Source organism: Mesorhizobium sp. M2A.F.Ca.ET.039.01.1.1, assembly GCF_003998035.1.
Taxonomy (GTDB): domain Bacteria; phylum Pseudomonadota; class Alphaproteobacteria; order Rhizobiales; family Rhizobiaceae; genus Mesorhizobium.
On record NZ_RZRY01000687.1, the window covers coordinates 1 to 3,248 of the forward strand.

A 3,248-nucleotide genomic window follows, 5' to 3' on the forward strand; every position below is an offset into this window, starting at 1 on the left:
GGACCAAACGGTCCGGTCGGCTCGGTGTGGATCGCGCTCGACAAGCCGACTTACGGTATCCATGGCACGCCCGATCCCTCCAAGATCGGCAAGACCGAGAGCCATGGCTGCGTGCGCCTGACCAACTGGGATGCGCGCGAGCTTGCCAAGCTGGTGTCGCCGGGCGTCACGGTGGAGTTCGTCGGCGGACCAACGATCGCGGAGGTCGGCGGGACCTCAACCGATGAGTTTACGCAGCAGTGAGGCGCGCGGCGCCGCGGCATAGATGAGCTGCACCAGCAGGATGAAGCCTATGCCGAGCAGCGGCGTGATCAGGCACAGCGCCGCGCCGACCGCCCACAGGGTCTGCGCCTTGACGATACGATTGTAGACGGTGCGCCGCGTTTCAGCGTCGACGTCCTCGGCGATCATGCCGTTCCTGTCGGCATACCACCAACTGGCGAACAGCGTCGCGCCCAGCATCAGCAGGTTCAGCCAGTAGACCAGCACCGCGATCCTGAACTCGAGGAAATCGGCCAGCAGGTCGGTCGAGAAGGGCAATAGTGCGATAAAGGCAAGAAAGCACAGGTTGAGCGTCGCCAGCCTGCGGTCCGACTTGGCGATCAGGCCATGCTGCGCCTGCTGGCCGAACCAGAAGATGGTGAGCGTCAGGAAGCTCAGCGCATAGGTCAGAAAGCGTGGCGCGAGCGCGAGGATCGCTCCGAGCAGCTCGCCTTCCGAGTGCACCGCCTCATGCGCCGGCACCCTGATCTCCAGGACGATCAGGGTCAGCGCGATTGCGAAGACGCCGTCGGTTATGCCGACGATGCGCCCGCGTCCTTCCGCCGACGGTTCGAGCGGTCGCTTCATGGCTTCCCCCTCCATACCTAATGTTGGAACCTAGCACGCGATCGACGGTTTGCCTTCAAGATTGCCGCTCACCTCGCCACCGGCCAGTGCCATCTGATTTCAAGAACAGCGATGCTCTGGCTCGTTGTTGCAATCATTCCGGAGGGCTAAGCAGGGATTCATGTCATCCGCGAACGAAACCACGGCCGATTCGCATTCGCCCACGCGGGCGAACGGCACGTTCTGTCCCCAAACGCAGCGCAAATTCGTGCTGGTGTCGGCAATCCTTGCCTCGGCGCTCGGCTTCATCGACGGCTCGATCCTGGCGATCGCCATGCCGGCGCTGCGCGCCGACCTCGGCGCCAGCCTGGCGGAAGCGCAGTGGATTTCCAACGCCTATGCGCTGACGCTCTCGGCGCTCATCCTGGCTGGCGGTGCCGCAGGCGACCGGTTCGGGCTGCGGCGCGCCTTCGTCACCGGCATCGCGCTGTTCATCGCCGCCTCGCTCGCCTGCGCGGTGGCGCCCGATCCGGCCATATTGATCGCCTTCCGCGCCATCCAGGGCATCGGCGCGGCGATCATGGTGCCGGGCAGCCTCGCCATCATCGCCAAAGCCTATCCGAAGAAGGAGCGCGGCCGGGCGATCGGCATCTGGGCCGCCGCATCGGCGCTGACCACGGCGCTCGGCCCCGTTCTGGGCGGCTTTGTTTTGACGACGTTCGGCAACGGGGTCTGGCGCGCGATCTTCGCCATCAACCTGCCGCTTGGGCTGATCTCCATCTATCTGCTTTTGGCCAAGGTGCCGGCCGACAAACCGACCGAAAAACGCAGCCTCGACCTTGGGGGCGCCGCGCTGGCGACGCTTGCCTTCGGCCTGCTCGCGTATGGACTGACGGCCATGAATGCCAAAGGCGGCGGAATGCTGTCAACGCCCGCGATCGTTGCCGGTGTGGTCCTGCTCTTTGTCTTCATCGCTTATGAGCGCTGGCAGCGCGATCCGATGATCGATCTCGGCCTGTTCCGCATCCGCGCCTTTGCCGGCGCCAACCTGGCGACATTCTTCCTCTATTTCGCGCTGTCGGCCAATCTGTTCTACCTGCCGATGCTTCTGATCGCCGGCTGGAGGTTGAGCGAGGCCGAGGTCGGCTTCATCTTCCTGCCGCTGTCGGCATTGATCGCGCTTCTGTCCGGGCCGGTCGGCCAGTGGTCGGACCGGATCGGTCCGCGCTTTCCGATCGCCTGCGGCAGCATGGTCGTCGCTATCGCCTTCGCCGGCCTCGCTTTGCTCACGCATTTCGGCATCCACAATTTCTGGACCGGGACATTTCCGCTGATGGCGCTGATGGGGCTAGGCATGGCGCAAGTCGTGTCACCGTTGTCGACCGCGGTCATGACGTCCGTCGAGGATAAGGATACCGGCGCCGCGTCCGGCATCAACAATGCGGTCTCGCGCGTCGGCGGCCTGATCGCGGTGGCGGCGATGGGTTCGCTGGCGGCCTGGGTTTACGCGCGGATCATCGGCAATGCTTCCGGGGTGCCAGGTTTCGGCGAGCCGCCCGCTTCCGGGCTTGCGGCCAATCTCGACGCGGCCAGAGTGGCGGCAAGCGATTCGGCTTTCACCGCGGTCGCGGCGGTCACGGCGTTGCTTTGCGTGCTTTCTTCCCTTATCGCCTGGTTCACGGTTCCCGGACAGGCATCGCCCTGGCCGCGGCAGACAGACGAATCGCGCGATTAGAGCAATTCCAGGAAAAGTGTGAGCGGTTAGGCCCGTCGACTTCGCCGTAGCCTTCCGTCTGGAATTGCGTCGAAACAGGTGGAGCGGTTCCTGGAACTGCTTAGTTCGGAAGCTGCGAATCAGTCTTGGCGCTGGCGACCTTCAGCGAGTTGCCGTCTTCCTGCTTCAGAAGATCGTCGATGCGCTCGCGCTCTTTCTTGAAGGCCACGAGATCGTCACCCTTCAGCACCTTGCCGACCGGCAGGCGCACGCGCATCGAATCGACCTTGGTGCCATTGACGATGAGTTCGTAGTGAAGATGCGGGCCCGTCGACAGGCCGGTCTGGCCGAGATAGCCGATGACTTGACCCTGGCGGACATGGACGCCGGGCTCGATGCCTTTGGCAAAAGCGCTCTGGTGGTTGTAGGACGTCTCGTAGCCATTGGCATGGCGGATGATGATCTGCTTGCCATAGCCGCCGGCCCAGCCGGCCTTTTCCACGACGCCATTGCCGGCCGCGATGATGGGCGATCCGATGGGGGCAGCCCAGTCCGTGCCGGTGTGCATGCGCACATAGCCCAGAATCGGGTGACGGCGCGCGCCGAAGCCGGAGGTGAAGCGCCCGTTGGGGAGCGGGTTGCGCAGCAGGAACTGCTTGGCGCTCGAACCGTTCTCGTCGAAATAGTCGGTGCTGCCGTCCTGCAT

General features: G+C 64.3%; 4 protein-coding genes. 2 read left to right on the forward strand and 2 right to left on the reverse strand.

Annotated features, from left to right (window positions below; genetic code table 11):
• The coding region (locus EOA24_RS31850; RefSeq protein WP_133374711.1) for a L,D-transpeptidase at positions 1–243 on the forward strand (243 nt) is incomplete at its 5' end.
• Here EOA24_RS31850 and EOA24_RS31855 read toward each other — a convergent pair.
• Complete coding sequence (locus EOA24_RS31855) at positions 217–849, reverse strand: TMEM175 family protein (protein ID WP_126081094.1); 633 nt, start codon at positions 847–849, stop codon at positions 217–219. The genes EOA24_RS31850 and EOA24_RS31855 overlap by 27 nt on opposite strands.
• Before the next feature lie 160 nt (positions 850–1,009).
• Here EOA24_RS31855 and EOA24_RS31860 point away from each other — a divergent pair, with 160 nt between their 5' ends.
• A complete protein-coding gene (locus EOA24_RS31860; protein WP_126081095.1) occupies positions 1,010–2,563 on the forward strand; it encodes an MFS transporter in 1,554 nt (517 codons plus the stop codon).
• Between the two features lie 100 nt (positions 2,564–2,663).
• Here EOA24_RS31860 and EOA24_RS31865 read toward each other — a convergent pair.
• Positions 2,664–3,248, reverse strand: a 585-nt coding sequence (locus EOA24_RS31865; RefSeq protein ID WP_133374712.1) for a M23 family metallopeptidase, incomplete at its 5' end; no start/stop codon positions are given.